Origin of the sequence: Nocardioides sp. NPDC006303, from assembly GCF_040613175.1 — a bacterium.
Lineage (GTDB): Bacteria > Actinomycetota > Actinomycetes > Propionibacteriales > Nocardioidaceae > Nocardioides.
In genome coordinates, this window is record NZ_JBEXRR010000005.1 from 74,332 (window position 1) to 93,519 (window position 19,188).

At 70.5% G+C, this 19,188-nt stretch carries 15 protein-coding genes; 12 read left to right on the plus strand and 3 right to left on the minus strand.

Annotated elements, in window-relative coordinates; genetic code table 11:
• Nucleotides 1–11 precede the first annotated feature (11 nt).
• Nucleotides 12–434, plus strand: coding sequence for a single-stranded DNA-binding protein (locus tag ABZY89_RS06080; protein WP_355225493.1), 423 nt, complete (start codon nt 12–14; stop codon nt 432–434).
• On the opposite strand, the gene ABZY89_RS06085 is transcribed toward ABZY89_RS06080, so the two are convergent.
• Nucleotides 431–1,591: a DUF1015 family protein gene (locus tag ABZY89_RS06085; RefSeq protein WP_355225495.1), complete on the minus strand. Its 1,161-nt coding sequence runs from the start codon at nt 1,589–1,591 to the stop codon at nt 431–433. The two genes, ABZY89_RS06080 and ABZY89_RS06085, sit on opposite strands and share 4 nt — an antisense overlap.
• Before the next feature lie 64 nt (nt 1,592–1,655).
• Between ABZY89_RS06085 and ABZY89_RS06090 the strand changes: the two genes are divergently transcribed.
• The 7 genes from ABZY89_RS06090 (at nt 1,656) to ABZY89_RS06120 (ending at nt 10,441) form a co-directional block, all read left to right on the plus strand.
• A complete protein-coding gene (locus tag ABZY89_RS06090; RefSeq protein WP_355225497.1) occupies nt 1,656–2,705 on the plus strand; it encodes an HAD-IIA family hydrolase in 1,050 nt (349 codons plus the stop codon).
• On the plus strand, nt 2,702–2,974 hold the full coding sequence (locus ABZY89_RS06095; protein ID WP_355225499.1) for a hypothetical protein: 273 nt from the start codon (nt 2,702–2,704) through the stop codon (nt 2,972–2,974). Before ABZY89_RS06090 ends, ABZY89_RS06095 begins: the two co-directional genes overlap by 4 nt.
• Nucleotides 2,975–2,985: 11 nt before the next feature.
• Complete coding sequence (locus ABZY89_RS06100) at nt 2,986–3,849, plus strand: TlyA family RNA methyltransferase (protein WP_355225501.1); 864 nt, start codon at nt 2,986–2,988, stop codon at nt 3,847–3,849.
• Between the two features lie 65 nt (nt 3,850–3,914).
• On the plus strand, nt 3,915–4,841 hold the full coding sequence (locus ABZY89_RS06105) for an NAD kinase (RefSeq protein WP_355017332.1): 927 nt from the start codon (nt 3,915–3,917) through the stop codon (nt 4,839–4,841).
• Entirely contained in the window at nt 4,834–6,612 is a 1,779-nt protein-coding gene (gene recN / locus ABZY89_RS06110) for a DNA repair protein RecN (protein WP_355225502.1), read from the plus strand. The genes ABZY89_RS06105 and recN overlap by 8 nt, the downstream gene beginning before the upstream one ends.
• A gap of 170 nt (nt 6,613–6,782) precedes the next feature.
• A complete protein-coding gene (gene steA, locus ABZY89_RS06115; protein WP_355225504.1) occupies nt 6,783–8,714 on the plus strand; it encodes a putative cytokinetic ring protein SteA in 1,932 nt (643 codons plus the stop codon).
• A gap of 14 nt (nt 8,715–8,728) precedes the next feature.
• On the plus strand, nt 8,729–10,441 hold the full coding sequence (locus ABZY89_RS06120) for a CTP synthase (RefSeq protein WP_355225506.1): 1,713 nt from the start codon (nt 8,729–8,731) through the stop codon (nt 10,439–10,441).
• A 63-nt stretch (nt 10,442–10,504) separates the two neighbouring features.
• Here the strand turns inward: ABZY89_RS06120 and ABZY89_RS06125 are convergent, their stop codons facing one another.
• Together ABZY89_RS06125 and pepN are read right to left on the minus strand one after the other, a co-directional pair.
• A complete protein-coding gene (locus tag ABZY89_RS06125) occupies nt 10,505–10,978 on the minus strand; it encodes an SRPBCC family protein (RefSeq protein WP_355225508.1) in 474 nt (157 codons plus the stop codon).
• Between the two features lie 86 nt (nt 10,979–11,064).
• The gene (gene pepN / locus ABZY89_RS06130) at nt 11,065–13,503 is read right to left on the minus strand and encodes an aminopeptidase N (RefSeq protein WP_355225510.1); all 2,439 of its coding nucleotides are present in this window, start codon (nt 13,501–13,503) and stop codon (nt 11,065–11,067) included.
• 22 nt (nt 13,504–13,525) lie between these two features.
• Here pepN and ABZY89_RS06135 point away from each other — a divergent pair, with 22 nt between their 5' ends.
• The 4 genes from ABZY89_RS06135 to ABZY89_RS06150 all read left to right on the plus strand — a co-directional run bounded on the left by ABZY89_RS06135 (nt 13,526) and on the right by ABZY89_RS06150 (nt 19,166).
• Nucleotides 13,526–14,167 carry an NUDIX hydrolase gene (locus ABZY89_RS06135; RefSeq protein ID WP_355225512.1) on the plus strand — a complete coding sequence of 214 codons (642 nt, stop codon included), beginning with the start codon at nt 13,526–13,528 and terminating at the stop codon, nt 14,165–14,167.
• 148 nt (nt 14,168–14,315) lie between these two features.
• The gene (gene ald / locus ABZY89_RS06140; protein ID WP_355225514.1) at nt 14,316–15,431 is read left to right on the plus strand and encodes an alanine dehydrogenase; all 1,116 of its coding nucleotides are present in this window, start codon (nt 14,316–14,318) and stop codon (nt 15,429–15,431) included.
• 211 nt (nt 15,432–15,642) lie between these two features.
• Nucleotides 15,643–16,551 carry a site-specific tyrosine recombinase XerD gene (gene xerD, locus ABZY89_RS06145; protein WP_355225651.1) on the plus strand — a complete coding sequence of 303 codons (909 nt, stop codon included), beginning with the start codon at nt 15,643–15,645 and terminating at the stop codon, nt 16,549–16,551.
• Nucleotides 16,548–19,166, plus strand: a complete 2,619-nt coding sequence (locus ABZY89_RS06150) for a DUF3516 domain-containing protein (RefSeq protein ID WP_355225516.1) — start codon at nt 16,548–16,550, stop codon at nt 19,164–19,166. Before xerD ends, ABZY89_RS06150 begins: the two co-directional genes overlap by 4 nt.
• The last annotated feature ends 22 nt before the right edge of the window (nt 19,167–19,188 follow it).

Below are 19,188 nucleotides of genomic sequence, written 5' to 3' on the forward strand. Positions count from 1 at the left end.
AGGTGATCGAGATGACGGTCGCAAGGGTAGAGAAGGAGCCATCACCGGACGATGGCGAGCGGATGGGGCCGGCCGGCGGGCTGGCGACGGTCAACGAGGTGCGGTTGATCGGTCGGCTGTCGCTGGCCGCGGAGGAGAAGGAGCTCCCGAGCGGAGATCAGCTCACCGCGTTCCGGGTGGTTGTGAACAGACCGCGGGACAAACGCCGGGGGAGCAGCCGGGTGCAGATCGACGCGCTCGAGTGTCACACCTGGGTCGCCCGGGTCCGCCGAGCGGCTATGACCTGGCAGGTCGGGGACGTCATCGAGGTCAACGGCTCCCTTCGTCGCCGGTTCTTCAAGACCGGCGGCCGGCTGCAGTCGATGACCGAGGTGGAGGTGTCGTCGGCCAGGCGGGTGAGCCGGGCGGCCGCCGCGGCCAGGCAGGCCAGCTAGTGGCGCGACTTCTCCAGCCGCGCCGAGTCCAGGAGACGGATGAGCACGCCCGGGTGCGGCTTGGGCTGGAAGGAGGTCGCCTTCTCCGGGAGCAGCTGCCCGATCGAGGCGGAGGAGAGGATGGTGTCGAAAGTCGGTGCCGCCAACAGCACGGCGACGTCGCGGCCCGGGCGGGCCCGCTTCAGCGCGGCGTCGACCTGGTGGGCGTGCAGCACCCGCGACGGCTGCCGGCGCAGCTCCGGGAGGACGCGGTCGTGCAGATAGCCGACATCACCAGTGATCGGGCTGTTGGCGGTGTCGACGTCGAGGCTGGCCCAGCCCCGGCCGTCGCTGAGCACGATGACACCAGGCCCGAGCCTGCTCAGGGCGGCGTCGCGGCTGCCGGGGGTCCACTCGGCGCCGACGGACTCGGCCGCGGCCCGTAGGTCGCGCAGGTTCACCCCTGCCAGCACCCGATGGATCGCCCCGAGCTGCAACGGAGTGTCGTCCTGGTCGATCAGCATCGCCAGACCGAAGTCGGTTGCGGCGCCGTCGCCGGGCTCGGCGAGACCCTGGAGCTCGGCGTACGCCGCGTAGCGGTGGTGACCGTCGGCGATCAGTGCCTGCTGATCTGCCCATGCGGTGCGCAGCTGCCCGATCAGCGCCTCGTCGGTGATCGCCCAGACGCGATGGTGCTGGCCGCCGTGGTCGTCGTACTGCTCCTCGGGCGTGCCGCTCTGCACCCGGTCGAGCAGGGCCGCGATTCCGTCGGGAGCGTGGTAGGTGAGCAGGATCGGCGCCGGATGCACCCGCATCTGCCGCATCCGGGAGGCGAGCTGCTCGGCTTGGGCGGTGCGTACGCCCTCGTGGGGGATGACCGCGGCAACAGCGGGGTCGTCAGTGCGGTGCGAGACGTCGAGGATCCCGACGACGCCACGCACGGTGATCCCCGCGGCGGTGTACTCGTGGAGGTAGAGCGCGAGGTCTTGGTGCTGGCGCAGATCGCCACGCGCCAGCCACGAGCTGATCCGGGAGGCGACCCCTCGATAGGGGCGGGAGTAGAGCCGTGCGGAGGTCGGGTCCCCGATCCGTGAAGGGGCCAACGAGAGCGCTCGAAACGGCTCCAGGCGCAGCGGACGCCCGAGGTACGGCGCCCTGACCACACCCGTATCGTCCATCCGCACATCGTAGGGTCACACTGGTGCCATTCGCCGAACCCCCGACTCAGAGAAGGAACTTCGTGTGCTGACCGGCCATCAGTTGAAGGGCTCAGCCCAGCCGCTCGCCGCCGCCCATGACGTGGCGATGCTCGACCTCGACGGCGTGGTCTACATCGGCGGCACAGCGGTCCGGCGCGCCCCGGAGTCGCTCGCCGCCGCACGCGAGGCCGGGCTCAGGCTGGCGTTCATCACCAACAACGCCGCCCGGCCTCCGGCCAAGGTCGCCGAGAACATCCGCAACCTGGGGATCGAGGCGACCGCCGAGGACGTGGTCACCTCGGCCCAGGCGGCTGCGCGTGTCCTGGCCGAGCGGCTCGCCCCGGGGGCGAAGGTCGTCAACCTGGGTGCCGCCGGTTTGCGCGAGCCGCTCGAGGCAGCCGGCCTGGTGCCGGTGGCCGTCGACGAGGACGCCGAGGCGATCGTCACTGGCTACAACCCCGAGCTGCTGTGGAAGGACATCCTGCGCGCGGCCGTGCGGATCAAGGACGGGCTCTTCTGGGTCGCCAGCAACACCGACATGACCTTCCCGGCGGCCTACGGGATCGCGCCGGGCCACGGCGTCCTGGTCGACACGCTGCGCCGCTTCTCAAGCGTCGAGCCGGTCGTGGCGGGCAAGCCGTCGCGACCGCTGCTGGAGGAGACCATCCGGCGCACCGAGGCCGATCACCCGCTGATGGTCGGCGACCGGCTCGACACCGACATCGAGGGCGGCCGCAACGCCGGCATCGACACGCTGCTCGTGCTCACCGGCGTCACCGGGCTCGAGGACCTGGTCGCGGCCGAGCCGCAGCGACGGCCCTCCTACATCTCCGCCGATCTGGGCGGGCTGCTGGAGACCCACCCGGCGCCGGAGACCGAAGGCACGACCGCGCGGCTCGGCGGCTGGACGGCAGAGGTACGCGACGGAGAGCTGCAGGTCACCGGCGAGGGGAGACCCGACGACTGGTGGCGGGTGGCCGCGGCCGGCGCCTGGGCACACCTGGACGCCACCGGATCGGTGGCCACGATCGGCGCACAGGCCGTGCCGCCTGGCCCGGATGCCGACGGCGGGACGGTAGTCTCAGCCTCATGAGCGAGCAGCATTTCGACGAGACTCCGGCTGAGGCCTCGGCCGGGCTGGGTGGCGCCGGCACGGCGCCGCACACCGGTGTCGCCCGCGTCGACGCGGTGCTCGAGACGCTCGACCGGCTCGACGAGCTGCCGCTGGCCGAGCACGTCGGCGTCTTCGAGGCCGCTCACACCGAGCTGCGTCGCGCCCTGGACCCCGAGACCGGGGCCCACGATGCGATGGCCCGGATCGCCGCGGCGTCCGGCGAGTCCCAGCCGACCGACCAGCCCTGAGAGGCGAGCGCATGCCTCCTCGCCGCCTGCGTCTCGACGCCGAGCTGGTCCGGCGCAAGCTGGCCCGGTCCCGCGAGCACGCCAGTGAGCTGATCGCTGCCGGGCGGGTCACGGTCTCGGGAAACCGAGCCACCAAGCCGGCCACGGGCGTCACCACCGACGTCGCGATCGTGGTCACCGAGGACCCCGACCGTCCCGACTTCGTCTCCCGCGGCGGGCACAAGCTCGCCGGAGCACTCGCGGCGTTCGAACCGCTCGGGCTCTCGGTCAAGGGCCGCCGCTGTCTCGACGCCGGCGCGTCGACGGGCGGGTTCACCGACGTATTGCTGCGCAACGAGGCCCGGCAGGTCGTCGCCGTCGACGTCGGCTACGGCCAGCTCGCCTGGCGGCTGCAGCAGGACGAGCGGGTCGTCGTCCACGACCGCACCAACATCCGCGACCTCTCCCTCGACGTGGTCGGCGAACCCGTCGACGTCGTCGTCGGCGACCTCTCCTTCATCTCTCTCGAGCTCGTCCTGGACGCGCTGATCCGGGTGACCAGCCCCGACGGCGACCTGGCGCTGATGGTCAAGCCCCAGTTCGAGGTCGGCAAGGACCGGGTCGGCAAGGGTGGCGTGGTTCGCGACTCTGCCCTGCGGGCCGAGGCCGTCAACGCAGTCGCCGCGGCCGCCGCGAGACGAGGCTGGGGTGCACGCGCGGTCACCACCAGCCCGCTCCCGGGCCCGTCGGGCAACGTCGAGTTCTTCCTGTGGCTGCGACGCGGGGAGGCCACCGTCACCGAGGCGGAGATCGAGGAGGCCGTGCGCGAGCAGCGCGGCCTGGAGAGCCCCGCCACCGGGGCTGTGTCGGTGCCGTCTGAGAAGGTTGATCCGTGACCGACGCCGACACCGCTCAGGTGGACCCAGCGCCTGTGGACCCAGCCGAGGTTCGGCGGGTCTTCATGCTCATCCACACCGGGCGCGAGGAGGCCCGCGAGGTCGGCCTCGCCTGCGCCAAGTCGCTGGCGGTCCACGGGATCGTGGTCCGCGTGCTGGCGAGCGAGGCCGCCGACCTGGGCATCGACCCGGCGGCGTACGAACCGCAGCTCGAGCTCGCCGCCGACGAGGACGACGCGAGCCGCGACTGCGAGCTGGCGCTGGTCATCGGTGGCGACGGCACCATCTTGCGCGCGGCCGAGATCGTCCAGCCCCACCGCACCCCGGTGCTCGGGGTCAACCTGGGACACGTCGGGTTCCTGGCCGAGGCGGAGTACGACGACGTCGAGTCGACGATCGAGGCGATCGTGCAGCGTCGCTACACCTCCGAGGACCGCCTCGCGCTCGAGGTCAGCGTCTTCGAGGACGGTCAGAAGGTCTTCCGTACGTTTGCGGTCAACGAGGCCAGCGTCGAGAAGGCCGCGCGCGAGCGGATGCTCGAAGTCGTCGTCGAGATCGACGGCCGACCGCTGTCGAGGTGGGGCTGCGACGGCGTCGTCTGTGCGACCCCGACCGGCTCGACGGCCTACAACTTCTCCGCCGGCGGCCCGGTCGTGTGGCCGGGCGTCGAGGCGCTCCTGCTGACCCCGATCAGCGCTCACGCGCTCTTCGCGCGGGCCATGGTGGTCGCGCCGACCTCGGTCCTGGCCGTCGAGGTCATCTCTCGGGCCGACGGCGCCGGAGTGCTCTGGTGCGACGGCCGGCGTTCCTACGACCTGGGCCCGGGTGCCCGGATCGAGGTCACCCGGGGGGTGGAGCCTGTCAGACTCGTTCGCCTGCACCAGGCCCCGTTCACGGATCGTCTGGTGCGGAAGTTCGGACTGTCTGTGGAGGGATGGCGAGGCGCCGCGGAACGGCGTCCGTTCAGGATGAACGGAGGCGAGAATGCTTGAGGAGATCAGGATCTCCGGACTCGGGATCATTGAGTCCTCGACCCTGGAGCTCGGACCAGGGCTGACCGTGGTGACCGGTGAGACCGGCGCGGGCAAGACCATGATCGTGACCGCGCTCGGGCTGCTGCTCGGCGGCCGCGGCGACGCCGGCTCGGTCCGCAAGGGCAAGAAAGCGGCCCGGGTCGAGGGCGTCATCGACGCCCGGTCGCTGCCCAGCGTCATCGAGGCGACCGAGGAGGCCGGGGGAGAGGTCGAGGAGGGCCGCGTCCTGGTGGCCCGCACCGTCGCCGCCGAAGGCCGAGCGAGGGCGTACGTCGGGGGAGCGACCGTCCCGGTCGCGACCCTCGGCTCAGTGACCTCACCGCTGGTCGCGGTCCACGGCCAGTCCGACCAGCACCGGCTGCTGCAGCCGCGTGCCCAGCGCGACTCGCTCGACCGCTTCGGCGGCGACGCGGTCGCCAAGCTCATCGCGGCCTACGGCGACATCTACGCCGAGCTCCAGAAGGTCGAGCGCGAGCTCGACGAGGTCACCACCCACGCCCGCGAGCGAGCACAGGAGGCCGACCTGCTCCGCTTCGGCCTCGGTGAGGTCGAGGAGGTCTCGCCGGAGTCCGGCGAAGATGTCACCCTCGCCCAGGAGGAGGAGAAGCTCGGCTACGCCGACACCCTGCGCACCGCCGCCGAGCAGGCCCGCGAGGCGCTCTCCTCGGAGGTCGACGCCCCCGACGCGCTGGGCGCCATCTCGGCCGCGCGCCAGGCCCTCGACGGCGTCCGCGACCACGACCCCGACGCGGCGTCCCTGGCCGACCGCCTCGCGGAGGTCTCCTACCTGCTCTCCGACCTGGCCGCCGACGTCGCCTCCTACGCGACCGCGATCGAGACCGACCCGGCGCGGCTCTCCGTCGTCTCCGAGCGCCGCGCGGCGCTGACCGCGCTGACCAGGAAGTACGGCGAGACCATCGACGAGGTGCTCGCCTGGGCCGAGACCGGCGCCAAGCGCCTGCTCGAGCTCGACTCCGACGACGACCGGATCGAGGAGCTCCGCGGGGAGCGCACCCGGCTGCGAGCCGCCCTCGCAGACGCCGGCCTGGCGCTGTCGGCCGCCCGCACCGACGCCGCCGGCGCCCTGGCCGAAGCGGTCAGCGACGAGCTCACCGGACTGGCCATGCCGCACGCGCGACTGGTGGTCGACGTGCGCCAGAAGGAGACCGACGCGCCCGCATCCGAGGACGAGCCGCACGCGCCGCTACTGGTTGGATCGGGGCAGGTCGGTTCGGGCAAGAACCACCGCTGGCTCCGCTACGGCTCCAACGGCCTCGACGAGGTCGAGCTGCTGCTGGCCGCCAACACCGGCTCGGAGCCCCGCCCGCTCCACAAGGGTGCCTCCGGCGGTGAGCTCTCCAGGGTGATGCTGGCGATCGAGGTGGTTCTGGCGGCCACCAGCCCGGTCCCGACCTTCGTCTTCGACGAGGTCGACGCCGGCGTCGGCGGCTCCGCCGCGGTCGAGATCGGCCGCCGTCTGGCCCACCTCGCCCGCACCGCCCAGGTCCTGGTCGTCACCCACCTGCCCCAGGTCGCCGCTTTCGCCGACCACCACGTCGCCGTCGAGAAGACCAGCGACGGCGTGGTCACCAGCTCCGGCCTCACCGTCCTCGACGACGAGTCCCGCGAGCGCGAGCTCTCGCGCATGCTGGCCGGGCTGACGGCGTCCGACACCGCCATCGCGCACGCCCGCGAGCTCCTCGAGGTGGCCCGCGCGGCGAAGGTCTGATCCCGCCGAAACCTCATTTCTGGCGACCCGAGTCGGTCGTTGTGGCGAACGACACATGCCACAACGACCGACTCGGCGGCCAAACGTACGCATTCGGCCGCCACAACGACCGACTCGCCGGATGGGAGATCCTGGGACGGGCGCCGGCGAGGGGAGAGGATTGGCGGGACATGAGACTGCCTACTCGCCAGATTCCCTCCGTACTCCCAGGCATCCGCGGGACGCTCCGCGCGGGGCGGCCGACCAGGGCCCTGATCCCGCGGCTCAAAGAGGGCGACATCGCGGTCATCGACCATGTCGACCTGGACCGGAGCACCGCGCTGGCGATCGCGGCCAAGGGCGTGATCGCCGTGGTCAACGCCCAGCCGATGGTCTCGGGCCGCTACCCGAACCGGGGTCCGCAGACGCTGGCCGACGCCGGGATCGAGCTGATCGACAAGATCGGCGAGGCAGGGCAGGAGAAGCTCGTCGACGGGCGGAAGGCCCGGATCCTCGACGGCGAGATCTTCGACGGTGAGCAGCTGCTGACCTCCGGCCGTGCGCTCGACCAAGAGTCCCTCGACAAGGACCTCGAGGACGCCAAGCGCGGCCTGAGCTCCCACCTGGACCTCTTCACCCACAACAGCAGCGAGCTCCTCAAGCGCGAGGAGGAGGTGCTGCTGCACGGCAACGGCGTACCACCTCTCGACACGCCGCTGGCCGGCCGACCCGTCGTGGTGGTCGCCGACCACCCCGACCTGGACCGGCTCCTCGGCGACCTCGCCGGCTTCCTGCGCGAGCAGCGCCCGGCCATCATCGCGGTGGGTCCCGCGGCGAAGAGGCTGTCCAAGAAGCAGGTACGCCACGCCGTGATCGTCCTGGGGCCCGACACCGACGGCTACCCCGAACCGAAGGTGCTCACCAGCGCTGCCGAGGTCGTCCTCGCGCCCGGCGCCTCCGCGAGCGAGAACGCCACCGAGCTCCTCGAGCGGATCGGCGTCCAGCCGAAGCGGTTCGAGTCCGCACTCACCCCCGAGGACGCGGCCCTCCTGGTCGCCTACGCCCAGCACCCCTCGCTGGTGGTCGGGGCCGGGCTGAGCACCACCCTGACCGACTTCCTCGAGGACCAGCGCCCGGGCCTGGCCGGCACCTACCTGACCCGGCTCGCCCTCGGCCCGACGCTGATCGACGCGTCCGCGGTTCCGGCGGTGCGCCGCAAGGAGCCCCGCAGCCGTCGGCTCGTCCTCCCGGTCTTGGCCGCGGTGACGGCGCTGGCGATCGGCGTACCCGCCGGCATCTGGGCCGCCGACCACGACCTCACCGCCATCGGCGCGGAAATCGTGAACAGAGCCGGCGACGGGACGGCGGCGAGCCCCACCTCCGGCGAGAGCGAGACGAAGGCCGCGAAGGACCCCCAGCAGAGCGCCGAGGCCCAGTTCGTCGCCGAGGCCGGCGACGCCCTCCTGCCCGGCAGGCTCACCGGCCAGAAGGTCGCCGTCGTCACCCTCCCCGGCGCCGACCAGAAGACGGTCGCAGCGCTCACCGGCAACATCGAGGCGGCCGGCGGCGAGACGACGGGGGTGCTCGACGTACGACCGAATCTGCTCGACCCCGACCGCAAGCAGTACGTCGACAGCCTGGCCACACAGCTGGTCAAGCAGCTCGGCCGCGGCGACGCGGGACAGGCGACCTATCAGCGGATGGGCCAGGTGATCGGGGAGACCTACGCCGGCACGAAGCCGCCGACAGCGTTCGACCAGCCCGCCAAGACCGCCGCTGTGGCGTTGCTCACCGGCGACCTGGTCAAGGCCCAGGGACGACCGACCGGACCGGCCGGCCTCGTCCTGGTCGTCCTCGGCGACGACAGCAAGGACACGACCGCGGTCGAGGGCCTTGTCGAGGGTCTCGGCGCGACCACGAAAGGCCTGGTCGTGACGGCACCCACGGGCTCCGAGGACCTCGAGACGCTCCGCGGCAACGACTGGCCGGGCTGGTTCGCGTCGGTCGACGGCATCGAGACCACCACCGGTCAGGTCGCCGCTCCGCTCGCGCTGGCTCGGCAGATGAGTCAACAAGGTGGCGATTTCGGTGCGTCAGGTTTCGGCGGCCTGCTGAAGCGTTGATAGGATTGAGGCCCATGAAGTCGGCGAGCTTGACCAAGCACATTTTTGTCACCGGGGGCGTCGCCTCCTCATTGGGAAAGGGCCTGACGGCATCGTCCCTCGGCCGTCTTCTCCGGTCGCGTGGTCTGAGCGTGACCATGCAGAAGCTGGACCCGTACCTCAACGTGGACCCCGGCACCATGAACCCGTTCCAGCACGGTGAGGTCTTCGTGACCAACGACGGTGCCGAGACCGATCTCGACATCGGCCACTACGAGCGGTTCCTCGACACCGACCTGGTCGGCCACGCCAACGTGACCACCGGGCAGGTCTACTCCAACGTGATCGCCAAGGAGCGCCGCGGCGACTACCTCGGTGAGACCGTCCAGGTGATCCCGCACATCACCGACGAGATCTCCGAGCGGGTCCTGGCCATGCACGGCCCCGAGATCGACGTGGTGATCACCGAGATCGGCGGCACCGTCGGCGACATCGAGTCGCTGCCGTTCCTCGAGGCCGCCCGCCAGGTGCGCCAGCGTCTCGGCCGCGACAACGTCTTCTTCGTGCATGTCTCCCTGGTGCCCTACATCGGCCCGTCCAAGGAGCTCAAGACGAAGCCGACCCAGCACTCGGTGATGGCGCTGCGCCAGATCGGCATCCAGCCCGACGCCATCGTGTGCCGCGCCGACCGTGAGCTGCCCGAGGGCATCAAGCGCAAGATCGCGCTCATGTGCGACGTCGACGAGGACGCCGTGGTGACCGCCGCCGACGCCCCGAGCATCTACGACATCCCGAAGGTGCTCCACCGCGAGGGCCTCGACGCCTATGTCGTACGCAAGCTCGACCTGCCCTTCCGCGACGTCGACTGGGCGCTGTGGGAGGACCTGCTCCGCCGGGTGCACCACCCCAAGGAGGAGCTCACCATCGCCTTGGTCGGCAAGTACATCGACCTCCCCGACGCCTACCTGAGCGTCGGCGAGGCGCTGCGCGCCGGCGGTTTCGCCAACGAGGCCAAGGTCAACATCCGCTGGATCCCCTCCGACGAGTGCGAGACCCCCGAGGGCGCCGCCAAGAACCTCCACGACGTCGACGCGGTCTGCGTCCCCGGTGGCTTCGGCATCCGTGGCCTGGAGGGCAAGCTCGGCGCGCTGAGCTACACCCGCGCTCACCAGATCCCCACCCTCGGCCTGTGCCTGGGCCTGCAGTGCATGGTCATCGAGTACGCCCGCAACGTGCTCGGCCTGGAGAAGGCCGACTCCACCGAGTTCGACGCCGAGACCCCCGAGCCCGTCATCGCGACGATGGAGGAGCAGAAGGCCTACGTCGAGGGCGCGGGCGACCTCGGTGGCACCATGCGCCTGGGCCTCTACCCGGCCGAGCTCAAGAAGGGCTCGATCGCGGCCGAGGTCTACGGCGAGACCTCCATCGAGGAGCGTCACCGCCACCGCTACGAGGTCAACAACGCCTACCGCGACCAGCTCGAGGACGCCGGCCTGGTCTTCTCCGGCCTCTCGCCCGACAACCAGCTCGTCGAGTTCGTCGAGCTGCCCCGCGACGTACACCCCTACTACGTCTCCACCCAGGCTCACCCCGAGCTTCGCTCGCGGCCGACCCGCCCGCACCCGCTCTTCGCCGGGCTGGTGAAGGCGGCCCTCGACCGGCAGAAGGAGCAGCGGTTCCCGATCGACGAGACCAACCTGCGCCGCGAGGTCAGCGAGGTCGAGCTGCCGGAGACGGCTGACGCCTGAGCATCAGTTGACAGAGCCCCTGGGACCGGTGTTTTCCGGACCCAGGGGCTCTGTGTCTGTGTGTTAGCGACGTACCTCGCCGGTCGGCTTCACCTCGCCGCGCCACGCACCGGTCTCGGTGCCGCGGTTCTCGATGAAGTCCTTGAAGCGCTCGAGGTCGCCCTTGGCGCGCATGTCGACGATCTTGAGAACGTCACCGGTCTTCTCGACCGCGCCCTCGGGCTCGTACTCCAGGTGCAGCGTCACCTGGGTCGCATTGCCCATCGGGTCCTGGGTGAACGACACCGTCCCCTTGTTCTGGGCGCCCTCCACGGCGCGCCAGGTGATCCGCTCGTCGGGAACCTGGTCGACGATCTCGGCGTCCCACTCGCGGGTCACACCGCCGATCTCCGCCTTCCAGTGCAGGTGCTTGTCATCGAGCTGCTTGACCGACTCGACGCCCTCCATGAACTGCGGGAACGACTCGAACTGGGTCCACTGGTCGTACGCGGTGCTGACCGGGACCTCGACCTGGACGCTCTTCTCGATGGTGCTCATGTCGTGTCTCCTCTCGATTGCGTACGACACGAGGGGTACCCGCCGACCTCGCGAGCCATACCTTCTCGGCCCGGATTCTGGCTGCCCTACAGCGAGCGAGCGGCGACCTGCCGCGAGTGCACGTCGGCCATGCGGATGACCGTCTGCCGGACGAAGGGAACCAGCGCGTCGCCCTCGCACGCGGCGCGTGCGGCAGCGGCGACCTCCTCACCGGCTTGCACCGGGTAGAACCGGAGCTGGAGTCCGTAGGCGAGCAGCCCGCCACCCCGGATGGCGGCGACGGCGTCGAGATAGCGGTGGGCGTACGGAGCCAGGATCTGCTCCTGGCCGGGCCGCCAGAACGCCGAGCTCAACGCGTATCCGCCGTCGGTGCGCGGCAGCCGGCGCTCGATCATGGACACCTGCCAGGCCTCCTCCTTGGCCTCCGCGAGCGGCTGCGCGGTGCGTACGCCCAGAGCACTGACCCAGGACTCGGGATCCGGGTCGCGTGCCTCCAGAGCGGCGACCGCCTCGGCGTCGTAGTCGCCCGTCTCGGCGCGCCGGCCGAGCAGCCGCCAGGCCACCTGTACGTCCTCGGCGGCCCCTGCCTCGGCCAGCGCGAGCTGCGCGGGCGTGGAGGCGTGCGCTGCGACGACGCGAAGAGCGGTGTCGCGGTTGGCCGGGTCCTCGGCGAGCGCCGCGGCCGCTCCGGCGACCAGCGCGCGCTGCTCGGCGACCCGCTCCGGCGCCGTCCACAGCTCGGCAGCGGTGACGGCCATGCTCAGGAACTCGCCGGTGACCTGCGGGTTGCGCTCGCGCTCGAGGACCGAGAGGACGCGCGAGACGACCTCGGGGCCGGCGATCTCGCCGCGGAACAGGGCGGTCCAGGCGCTGTTGACCGCGACCGCCCGCGCCACCGCATCGGGCAGCATGCCGGCGTTCTGGCCGAGCCAGGCTTCGCTGGCCTCATCCGAGCGCACTGCCGCGAAGGTCACGTCGGTCGCGTTGACCAGGTGCGCGGCGGCATCGGGGAGCGAGACCGCGATGGGCTCGCCCGCCACGGTGACCGGAGTGGTGGCGAGCAGGACACCGGAGGCGTCGTAGGAGGCGATGTCGAGCCGGTGGGGACGTACGGTTCCGTCGGGGCTGGTGACCGACACCTTGCCGTCGGCCAGGGTGATCACGTCGGTGCCGGCGTGGTCGAGCCACGCGGTCGTCCAGGCGGAGAGGTCCTTGCCCGCGGCCGCTCCGAAGGCGCCCATCAGGTCATCGAGCACGGTGTTGCCGTACGCGTGCTCGGTGAAGTAGGCCTGCAGCCCGGCGAGGTAGGCGTCCTCGCCGATGTAGGCGTGCAGCTGCTGCAGCACGGCCTGGCCCTTCATGTAGGTGATCGCGTCGAAGTTGGCCATCGCGACGTCGACGCTGGGCACCACACCGCGGATCGGGTGGGTGGCCGGCGTCGCGTCGATGTCGTAGCCCGCCTTCTTCTCGGTCAGCGCGATCGAGGCCCACACGTCGGCGTGGTCGGGGAGCGCGGCCGAGGCCCACACGGCCGCCCACGAGGCGAAGGCCTCGTTGAGCCACAGGTCGTCCCACCAGCGCATCGTGACCAGGTCGCCGAACCACATGTGCGCCATCTCGTGGAGGACCACATTGGTGCGCTCGGTCCGGTCGGCGTGGGTCGGTGCCGTGCGGAAGAGGAACACGTCGCTGTGGGTGACCGCGCCCCAGTTCTCCATCGCGCCGCCCATGTCGGGTACGAAGATCTGGTCGTAACGACGCTGCGGGAACGGCATCCCGAACTTGGTGCCGAACCAGGCCAGCCCGTGCTCGGTGACCTGCAGGATCTCCTCCCGGTCCCGCTCGAGCTGGCTGCGCAGCGACTGACGGGCGTAGAGCCCCAGGTCGTAGCCGCCGCGCTCCTCGCGGACCTCGACGAACGGCCCGGCGTTGACCACCACGACGTACGTCGAGAGCGGGGGCGTGTCCTCGAAGACCCAGGTCCGCGCGCCGGCTGCCGCGTCCGAGACGCTCGCAGGTGCGGAGTTGGACAGCACCGTCCACTGCTCGGGCGCCGCCACGGTGAACCCGTGCACGGCCTTGAGGTCGGGCTGGTCGAAGCAGGCCCACAGCCGACGAGCGTCGTCGGGCTCGAAGGAGGTCCACACATAGACGTTGCCGTCGGACGGGTCGACCGTGCGCAGCACGCCCTCGGAGGAGGCGGTGTCGGACTGGGCGGCGGTCACGACCAGGGTGTTGGTCCCGGCGAGGTCCTCGAGCGGGATCCGGCCCGCGCTGATCGTGGCGAGGTCGAGCTCGGTGCCGTTGAGAGTGGCCGCGCTGACCTCGGCCACGCAGTCGACGAACGTGCTCGAGCCGGGGGTGGCGGAGAAGGTGATCGTGGAGACGCTCGAGAGCGTCTCGCCCTCCAGCAGACCGGTCATGTCGAGCGCGATGTCGTAGCGCTCGACGGTGACCGTGGCGGCCCGCGCGGCCGCCTCCTCCTGGGTGAGTGAGGCAGGGGCGGCGGGGGAGGTGTCAGACATGAGCCGAGGGTAGCCTCGGGCCATGACATCGGACGCACGAATTTCCGACTCGCCCGTGCCGCTGGACCAGGGACCGCTCACCGAGTGGGACGTCCCGGAGAGCTGGCCGGTCGCCTCGAGCGAGGACCTCCACCGTGACGGCTGGGTGGTCGCGCTGCGCGCCGACCGGATCAACCGCCCCGGCCACGAGGACGAGGAGCCGTTCCGCCGCCTGGTGGTCGAGCACCCGGGCGCCGCGGTCGTGCTGGCGCTGGACGAGGAGGAGCGGGCCCTGGTCATCACCCAGTACCGCCATCCCGCCAAACGGCGCTTCGTGGAGCTGCCGGCCGGCCTGATCGACTATCCCGGCGAGGACCCGCTCGAAGTCGCCGTGCGCGAGCTGCGCGAGGAGGTGGCCCACGAGGCGGCCGAGTGGACGCCGCTGCTCTCGACGTACGCCTCACCCGGGCTCACCGAGGAGATCCACCACTTCTTCCTCGCCCGCGGCCTCACCGCGAGCGACCGCGACGGCTTCGAGCTCGAGCACGAGGAGGCCGAGATGAGCGTCCACTGGGTGCCCTTCGAGGAGCTCCTGGAGGCCGTGCTGAGCGGCCGGGCGACCGACTCGCCGGTCGTCCAGGCCGTGCTTGCGTACGCGGCTCTCAAGTCTCGTGGCAGAGTCTGATCAGGGGGTCTGGTCAGGACCGAGCGACGTGATTTTGGTGACTTGCGCCACACCGGGTTAGACATGCCGCGTCAGGCGGCGCACATCCGGCTGACCCGTAGACCCACTGACCACCACATTCAGGGGCCATCACATGAAGGGCAGGGCAATGAGAATCGGCGTACCCAAGGAAGTCAAGAACCACGAGTACCGGGTGGCGATCACCCCCTCGGGCGTCCACGAGCTGGTGGCCAACGGCCACGAGGTCTTCGTCGAGGCCGGTGCCGGCGTCGGCTCCTCGATCCCGGACAGCGACTACGCCGCGGTCGGCGCCAAGATCCTCGGCGATGCCGACGAGACCTGGGGCAACGCCGACATGGTGCTCAAGGTCAAGGAGCCGGTCGCGGAGGAGTACCACCGCCTGCGCGAGGGCCTGACCCTGTTCACCTACCTCCACCTGGCCGCCGACAAGCCGCTGACGCAGGAGCTGCTGGCCAAGAAGGTCACCGCGATCGCGTACGAGACCGTCGAGCTGCCCAACCGGGCGCTGCCGCTGCTCTACCCGATGTCGGAGGTCGCCGGCTGCCTGGCGCCCCAGGTCGGCGCCTACAACCTCCTCAAGGCCCAGGGCGGCCGCGGCACGCTGATGGGTGGTGTCGGCGGTGTCGCCAACGCCAAGGTCGTCATCATCGGTGCCGGCGTCTCCGGCCAGAACGCCGCCAACATCGCTCTGGGGATGGGCGCGGACGTCACGCTGCTCGACACCGACCTGGAGAAGCTGCGGATGTCGTTCTGGCGCTACTCCAACCAGGTCCACGGGCTCGCGTCGAACAAGCTCGCGCTCGAGGAGCAGGTGCTCCAGGCCGACCTGGTCATCGGCGCCGTGCTGATCCCGGGAGCAGCCGCACCGAAGCTGGTCACCAACGACCTGGTCTCGCGGATGAAGCCGGGCTCGGTGCTCGTCGACATCGCCATCGACCAGGGCGGCTGCTTCGAGGACTCCCACGCCACCACCCACGCGGACCCGACCTACCAGGTCCACAACTCCACCTTCTACTGCGTGGCCAACATGCCCGGCGCGGTCCCCAACACCTCCACCTACGCGCTCACGAACGCGACCATGCCGTACGCCGTCGCGCTGGCCAACAAGGGCTGGACCCAGGCGCTGCGTGACGACGCCGCGCTCGCCAAGGGCCTCAACACCCACGCCGGCCAGCTCACCTACGGCCCCGTCGGCGATGCGGTCGGGATCGACTCCGTCGCGCTCGCGGACGTGCTCGGCTGATCTCCTCAGGAGTCACAGGAGTCACGCCGTACAGGCAATTCCGGCACTTCTCAGGCAATGCAATGCCCGAGAAGTGCCGGAATACCCGGTTAACCGGGTATTCCTACCTGATCGGATCCACCACCCCTGGTTGGATGGACCCGTGACCGCCGCATCGAATGTCTCGGGCTCCGCTACCGCGGTATCCGATGCCTCGGGCTCCGCTTCGGCGGTGGAGCACGCGATGCGCACCTACCTCGACCACCTCACCGTCGAGCGCGGACTGGCAGTCAACACGCTGTCCTCCTATCGGCGCGACCTGAGGAGGTACGCCGAGTTCCTCGCCCAGCAGAGAGTCGATGACCTCGCCGGCGTCTCGGAGGCGACGGTGTCGGGGTTCCTGGCCCACCTACGCGAAGGCAGCGAGGATCACCCGGCGCTCAGCGCGACCTCGGCGGCACGGACGGTCGTCGCGGTACGCGGGTTCCACAAGTTCGCGGTGGCCGACGGGCTGGTCGAGGCCAACCCGGCCGGCCACGTGAAGCCGCCGCGCGCGGAGAAGCGGCTCCCGAAGGCGCTCCCGCTGGCCGACGTGGAGGCGATCCTGGAGGCGGCGGGCGCGCCCGGGACGGCGCTCGCGCTGCGTGACCGGGCCCTCCTGGAAGTGCTCTACGGCACCGGCGCCCGCATCTCCGAGGCGGTCGGCCTCGACGTCGACGACCTCGACCGGGTCGACCACGTCGTACTCCTGCGAGGCAAGGGTGGCAAGGAGCGGATCGTCCCGGTCGGCTCCTACGCCATCGAGGCGGTCGAGGCCTACCTGACCCGGGCCCGCCCTGACCTCGCAGCCGCCCGCTCGGGTGGCGCGCTCTTCCTCAACGCCCGCGGCGGCCGCCTCTCCCGCCAGTCGGCCTGGACCGTCCTGACCCGTGCCGCCGAGCGCGCCGGGATCCACAAGGACGTCTCGCCCCACACTCTGCGTCACTCCTTCGCCACCCACCTGCTGGACGGCGGCGCCGACGTACGTGTCGTGCAGGAGCTGCTGGGCCATGCGTCGGTGACCACGACGCAGATCTACACTCTTGTCACCGTGGACAATCTCCGAGAGGTCTTCGCGACCGCACACCCGAGGGCCCTGTGACCGTTTCGACCAAACCCGGCGACTGGATGCCCAAGGTCGGAGCGAGCCCCGACGACGTCTATGAGGCGGTCGTGGACTGGGCCGAGGGGAGTGGCCGCAGCCTCTACCCCCACCAGGACGAGGCGATCATGTCCATCCTGGCCGGCGACAACGTCATCCTGGCGACGCCGACGGGCTCGGGGAAGTCGCTGGTCGCGGCGGGCGCGCACGCGGCGGCGCTGGCCGAGGACAAGGTCTCCTTCTACACCGCGCCGATCAAGGCGCTGGTCAGTGAGAAGTTCTTCGATCTCGTGGAGACCTTCGGGGCCGAGAACGTCGGCATGCTCACCGGGGACGCGAGCGTCAACGCCGATGCACCGATCATCTGCTGCACCGCTGAGGTGCTCGCCAACCTCGCGCTGCGAGAAGGTAAACACGCCGACGTCGGGCTCGTGATCATGGACGAGTTCCACTACTACGGCGAGCCCGACCGCGGCTGGGCGTGGCAGGTGCCGCTGCTCGAGCTGCCGCAGGCCCAGTTCCTCCTGCTGTCCGCGACTCTCGGCGACACCAGCGCTCTGGCCAAGGACATGACCAGGCGAAACGGCCGCGAGACGGTCCTCGTCGACCAAGCGGAACGACCCGTTCCGCTCACCTTCGACTGGCGCCTCACGCCGCTCCAGGAGACCCTCGAGGAGCTCGTCACCACCGGCCAGGCGCCGGTCTACGTCGTCCACTTCACTCAGAAGGACGCCGTCACCCACGGCACCTCCCTGCTCAACGCCGGCTGGCTGAAGCTGTCCAACGAGGAGAAGGACCAGATCGCCAAGCGGCTCGAGCCGGTGCGCTTCGCCGCCGGCTTCGGCAAGACCCTCTCCAAGCTGCTGCGCAAGGGCATCGGTGTCCACCACGCCGGCATGCTCCCCAGATACAGAAGGCTGGTCGAGCAGCTCGCCCAGGCCGGGCTGCTCAAGGTCATCGCCGGCACCGACACCCTCGGCGTCGGCATCAACGTCCCGATCCGCACGGTGCTCTTCACCGGCCTGGCCAAGTTCGACGGTCGCCGCCAGCGCATCCTGCGCACCAGGGAGTTCCTCCAGATCGCCGGACGAGCCGGCCGGGCGGGCTTCGACACCCAGGGCTACGTCGTCGTCCAGGCGCCTGAGCACATCATCGAGAACGAGAAGGCCAAGGCGAAGTCCGAGGAGCGCCGCAAGGCCGGCAAGAAGAACTCCAAGGCCCAGCTCAAGAAGCCGCCCGAGGGCACGGTCGTATGGACCGAGGCGACCTTCACCAAGCTCGTCGACGGCGCCCCCGAGCCGCTGCAGAGCAAGATGAAGGTCGACAACTCGATGATCCTCAACGTGGTCGCCCGCGACGAGGATGCCTTCGAGGTGATGCGCCGGATCACCATGGACAACCACGAGGAGCGGCGCACCCAGCTCAAGCTCGCCCGCCGGGCCCTGCGCCTGACCCGCTCGCTGGTCCACAGCGGGGTCCTGACCAGGCTCGCCGAGCCCGATGCGTACGGACGACGCTATGTTCTCACCGAGGACCTTCCCGCCGACTTCGCGCTCAACCAGCCGCTGGCCCACTTCGCCCTCGCCGCGCTGGACACGCTCGATCCGGAGTCTCCCGAGCACACCCTCGAGATCGTCTCGGTGATCGAGTCCGTCCTCGAGCCCCCGCGCCAGATCCTCTTCGCCCAGCAGCACGAGGCCCGCGGCAAGGCGATCGAGAACATGAAGGCCGACGGCGTCGAGTACGACGAGCGGATGGCCCTCATCGAGGAGATCACCTGGCCCAAGCCGATGGCCGAGCGGCTCGAGGCGCTCTTCGAGGTCTACCGCGGCACCCACCCGTGGCTGCCCGAGGACGCCCTCGACCCGAAGTCGATCCTGCGGGAGATGTACGAGCAGGGGATGACCTTCACCGACGTCGTACGCCGCTACCAGCTCGCCCGCTCCGAGGGCCTGGTGCTGCGCTACCTGACCGACGCCTACCGCACCTTCCGGCACACCCTCCCCGAGACCCACAAGAGCCCCGAGATCGAGGACCTGGTCGAGTGGCTAGGGGAGACCATCCGGCAGACCGACTCCTCGCTGCTCGACGAGTGGGAGGCGCTCTCCGACCCTGAGCACATCCCGTCGGCCGTTGCCCACCACGAGGCGCCACCGCCGCCGCGGTCGCTGTCCCAGCAGACTCGTGCGTTCGAGATCATGGTCCGCAACGCGATGTGGGCCCGGGTCGACGCCGTCTCGCGAGACGACCTCGACGCGCTGATGTCACTGGAACGCTCCGCCGCTGACCGGGTCGAGCCTGCGCGCGACGTCGTGATGACCAGGTCTCGCTGGGACGACGCCCTGGAGGCCTATTTCGCCGAGCACGACGACGTGGGCATCTCCGCCGACTCGCGCTCGCCCAAGCTGCTCACCTGGACCGTCGAGCGCGGAGCGCCCGCGGGCGTCGACGAGGATGACGAGACGTACGACGAGACCCGCATCTGGCGGGTCACCCAGACCCTCGACGATCCGGCCGGCGACCACGACTGGGTGATCGAGGCGGTGGCCGACCTGGACGAGAGCGACGAGGCCGGCGAGCTGGTTCTGGCGACGGTGTCGATGCGTCGGCTGTGACGGGTTGCTCGGTTCCGCTAGC

Excerpts from the sequence above, each read along its gene's own strand:
- recN (WP_355225502.1), top strand. The coding sequence starts at position 4,834 with ATGCTTGAGGAGATCAGGATCTCCGGACTCGGGATCATTGAGTCCTCG.
- ABZY89_RS06085 (WP_355225495.1), bottom strand. The coding sequence starts at position 1,591 with ATGGACGATACGGGTGTGGTCAGGGCGCCGTACCTCGGGCGTCCGCTG.
- ABZY89_RS06100 (WP_355225501.1), top strand. The coding sequence starts at position 2,986 with ATGCCTCCTCGCCGCCTGCGTCTCGACGCCGAGCTGGTCCGGCGCAAG.
- ABZY89_RS06125 (WP_355225508.1), bottom strand. The coding sequence starts at position 10,978 with ATGAGCACCATCGAGAAGAGCGTCCAGGTCGAGGTCCCGGTCAGCACC.
- ABZY89_RS06080 (WP_355225493.1), top strand. The coding sequence starts at position 12 with ATGACGGTCGCAAGGGTAGAGAAGGAGCCATCACCGGACGATGGCGAG.
- ABZY89_RS06135 (WP_355225512.1), top strand. The coding sequence starts at position 13,526 with ATGACATCGGACGCACGAATTTCCGACTCGCCCGTGCCGCTGGACCAG.
- steA (WP_355225504.1), top strand. The coding sequence starts at position 6,783 with ATGAGACTGCCTACTCGCCAGATTCCCTCCGTACTCCCAGGCATCCGC.
- ABZY89_RS06105 (WP_355017332.1), top strand. The coding sequence starts at position 3,915 with ATGCTCATCCACACCGGGCGCGAGGAGGCCCGCGAGGTCGGCCTCGCC.
- ald (WP_355225514.1), top strand. The coding sequence starts at position 14,316 with ATGAGAATCGGCGTACCCAAGGAAGTCAAGAACCACGAGTACCGGGTG.
- ABZY89_RS06120 (WP_355225506.1), top strand. The coding sequence starts at position 8,729 with ATGAAGTCGGCGAGCTTGACCAAGCACATTTTTGTCACCGGGGGCGTC.
- ABZY89_RS06095 (WP_355225499.1), top strand. The coding sequence starts at position 2,702 with ATGAGCGAGCAGCATTTCGACGAGACTCCGGCTGAGGCCTCGGCCGGG.
- pepN (WP_355225510.1), bottom strand. The coding sequence starts at position 13,503 with ATGTCTGACACCTCCCCCGCCGCCCCTGCCTCACTCACCCAGGAGGAG.